Genomic DNA, 4301 nt, shown 5'->3' on the forward strand with positions numbered 1-4301 from the left:
CCTTATCAAGGGGGATTTAGGGGGATCAAACCAATTCAAGTCCCCCTTATCAAGGGGGATTTAGGGGGATCAAACCAATTCAAGTCCCCCTTATCAAGGAGGATTTAGGGGTATCTAACCAATTCAAGTCCCCCTTATCAAGGAGGATTTAGGGGTATCTAACCAATTCAAGTCCCCCTTATCAAGGAGGATTTAGGGGGATCAAACCAATTCAAGTCCCCCTTATCAAGGAGGATTTAGGGGGATCAAACCAATTCAAGTCCCCCTTATCAAGGGGGATTTAGGAGGATCAAACCAATTCAAGGGGGATTTAGGGGGATCAAACCAATTCAAGTCCCCCTTATCAAGGGGGATTTAGGGGGATCTAACCAATTCAAGGGGGATTTAGGGGGATCTAACCAATTCAAGTCCCCCTTATCAAGGGGGATTTAGGGGGATCAAACCTTTTGACTCCTAACCCTAACAACAATTTTTAATTTTTCCAAGAGGTCTAATATGTCCCTCAACTTCTCCCGGACTCGTGACTTATTATCTAACTTCCAATTTGGGGAACTGTTTATCGAGGAATTGGGATGGTCTCATCCTCGCGCAAAAAAAACTGTTAGTATCACCGTTGACAATCAAGAATATCCCTGTCAACGGATTGCGGAAGTGTCCGGAGTAGCAGTATTAGAGGTGACAACTACCGATATACCCGATGCGAAACTTCGTCGGGACATTCACCAGCAAGTTATCGAAAGAATTGCCGAAAATCTGCTAATTTTCGTCGATGGGGGACGGACACGCAGTTTATGGTACTGGGTAAAAAGAGAGGGAAGTAAAAGTTATATCCGTGACCATCTTTATATAAAAGGACAACCGGGAGATTTATTTCTCGGTAAACTAGCGGAATTAGTCCTCGATATCACCGATTTTGAAGATGGGGAACCCTCCGTGGTGGAGGTGGCCCATCGCTTACAAAAAGGTTTCGATATCGAAAAGATTACCAAGAAATTTTATCAGGAATTTCAGCGAGAGCATTTACAGTTCCTCCCTTTTATCCAAGGAATCGATCGAGAAAGCGATCGAAAATGGTACACTTCGGTTATTCTCAATCGTTTAATGTTCGTCTATTTCCTGCAGCGCAAGGGATTTATCGATAACGACTTCAACTATCTGCAAAACCAATTACAAGCAAGTCAACGACGCGGGAAAAATTTATTTTATCGTCAGTTTCTGCAAACCCTCTTTTTCCAAGCATTCGCTCAACCGGAATCCCAACGAGATGAGACAGTAACTGCATTGGTGGGAAAAGTCAAATATCTTAACGGAGGATTATTTCTCCAACATCCCCTCGAAAATCTTTATCAAAACATTTGTATTGATGACCAAGCATTTGAGAATATCCTCGATTTATTCTCCCGTTACTCTTGGAACCTTGACGACACTCCGGGGGGAAGCGATGACGAAATTAACCCCGATGTCTTGGGATATATCTTTGAAAAGTATATCAACCAAAAAGCTTTCGGTGCTTACTATACCCGTCCGGAGATTACTGAATATCTCTGTGATAGGACGATTAATAAATGGATTGTCGAGAGAAGCAATCAATATTATCCCCGCAAACAATTTGCCAGTATTTCTGAACTACTAATTAATCTCGATTCTCCCCTCTGTCAGCTTCTGATTGAAGATATTCTTCCCCAGCTTTCTATTTTAGACCCTGCCTGTGGTTCCGGTGCTTTTTTAGTGGCTGCGATGAAGACATTAATCGGAATTTATAGCGCGGTGATTGGGACAATTGAACTACGGGGAGACAGTAAATTAAAACAGTGGTTAACAGAGGTAAGAAAATCCCATCCCTCTCTCGGATATTACATCAAAAAAAGAATTATTTCCGATAACCTCTACGGTGTCGATATCATGGAGGAAGCAACGGAAATCGCAAAACTGCGTTTATTTCTCGCTTTAGTTGCTGCCGCACAATCGGTGACAGAATTGGAACCCTTACCGAATATTGATTTTAATATCATGTCGGGAAATTCCCTCATCGGTTTAATTCGCGTGGACGGAAAAAGTTTTAATCTCATGCAAACCCTCACCGCGCAAAATTATCAGACAATTCTCGCAGAAAAAAATCGTAGTATTGAATTATACAAAGAACACGCTTTTCGGTTGGGAGAAGTAGAGGGAACCCCCCAAGAAAACCGTCTCCAGATGTTACGCAATCACATCGAGGATGTCAACCGCGAATCGGTGCAGAAATTAAACCAAATTCTCTTAGATGAGTTTAGCGGTAAGTTGTCAATTAAGTACGAATCCGCACAATTAACGGGAAAAGCAAAGAAACGTTTATTAACTCTCTCTGATATGCAATCCCTGAAACCCTTCCACTGGGGTTATCACTTCGATAAACTGATTACAGAAAAAGGTGGTTTTGATGTGATTATCACCAATCCCCCTTGGGAAGTCTTTAAACCCCAAGCGAAAGAATTTTTTTCTCAGCATAGCGACTTGGTGACTAAAAATAAAATGGACATCAAGACGTTTGAAAAGGAACAGAAAAAACTGTTAACTAATCCCGAAATCGCTCAAGCATGGTTAGAATATCAAAGTCAATACCCCCACGTTAGTCTCTATTTTCGTTCCTCGGAACAATATAAAAATCAAATCTCTATTGTCAATGGTAAAAAGCAAGGGACGGATATTAATCTCTATAAGCTTTTTGTTGAACAATGTTTTAATCTCCTCCATCCCCGGGGAGAATGTGGAATAGTTGTTCCCAGTGGAATTTATACCGATTTAGGAACCAAGCAACTGCGGGAAATGTTATTTTCTCAGACAAACCTGACAGGATTATTTTGTTTTGAAAATCGTAAAGAAATTTTTGAAAATGTCCATAGAAGTTTTAAGATTGCTATCTTAACTTTTGAGAAAAATAAACAAACTCTTTCCTTTCCTGTGGAATTTATGCGTCACGATGTTGAGGAATTACAACGTTTTCCCCATAAAGATAGTTTAGTAATTAGCGTCGATTTAATCCGCAAACTATCCCCCGATTCCCTCTCGGTAATGGAATTTAAACAAGATATAGATATTCATATCGCAGAAAAAATGTCTCGTTTTCCCCTGCTAGGAGAAACCCTTCCCGATACATGGAATCTCAAGTTAACATCAGAATTTCACATGACTAATGATAGTCATTTATTTAAAACTGAACCCGCACAGGGAAGACTACCCCTCTACGAAGGAAAAATGATTGAACAGTTCAGCCATGGTTTATCTCAACCGCGCTATTGGATAAATGAATCAGAAGGAAGAAAAGCAATATTAGGAAAATTGCCAGATAATCAGCAGATACTAGACTATCAAACCTATCGAACTGGATTTCGTAAAATTGCCAGTAGCACTAATGCTAGAACTTTAATAGCTACCATTATACCTCCTGCTTTTCATGGAGAAAACTTTCAATCTATTGTACATTTTCAAGAAGAAGTTAATCGTGCAACCAACAATAAAGAATGTTTATTGTTGGTTGCTATCTGGAATAGTTTTGTGCTAGATTATTCCCTTCGTCATCGGGTATCTGCTAATATAAATTTTTTCTACATATATCAACTACCTATCCCCCGACTAAAAGAGGAAGATAAATACTTTCAGGAGATAGTAGAAAATGCGGCAAAATTGATTTGTACCACAGAAGAATTTGAGCAATTAGCGAAAGAAGTGGGGATAGGTTCCCATAAAAATGGAGTAACAGAAGAAGCAGAAAGAATGGCAATTAGAGCGAAATTAGATGCAATAGTCGCCCACTTGTATGAATTAACCCTAACAGAATTTCAACATATATTAACTACCTTTCCCCTCGTCCCCGAAAGCGTCAAAACTGCCACCCTCAAAGCGTACCAAAACCTGTTACAGTAAACAGTAATAAGATGTCTGCCACGAATAGAGAAAAAAGTATTATACTAAATCCAGTTATTAAAAACTGATTATTTATTCTCCGTTTTGCATGAGTGCATGAGTAGAAAACGGGTTTCTCGGAGAAACCCGTTTTCTGTGCGTTCTCCCCTATACTTTTTAAACAGGATTTGTTATAATTGGTTTATAATTTTTAGAGATGTTTAATAAACTGAAAATACCATCTAATAACTAATAACTAATTATGTTAATTGGTAAATATTTAACCCTAGAGGAATTATCTACCTGTTCCCAAACCTATCAAAAGTATGCAGCCCAAATCGATCCCTATCCAAAAAATCCTGAAACCATAACCGCTTGGCAGAATCTTACTCACTTTATTATCGATCCAATTATTGATA

1 protein-coding gene is annotated in these 4301 nt (G+C 39.2%); it reads left to right on the forward strand.

What is annotated here, in order from left to right; genetic code table 11:
• Positions 1 to 495: 495 nt before the first annotated feature.
• Positions 496 to 3903, forward strand: coding sequence for an Eco57I restriction-modification methylase domain-containing protein (locus PX484_RS23335; RefSeq protein WP_288105780.1), 3408 nt, complete (start codon positions 496 to 498; stop codon positions 3901 to 3903).
• Positions 3904 to 4301: the final 398 nt, after the last annotated feature.

The sequence above is a fragment of the Microcystis sp. M49636_WE2 genome (assembly GCF_030065375.1).
Classification (GTDB): domain Bacteria; phylum Cyanobacteriota; class Cyanobacteriia; order Cyanobacteriales; family Microcystaceae; genus Microcystis; species Microcystis aeruginosa_C.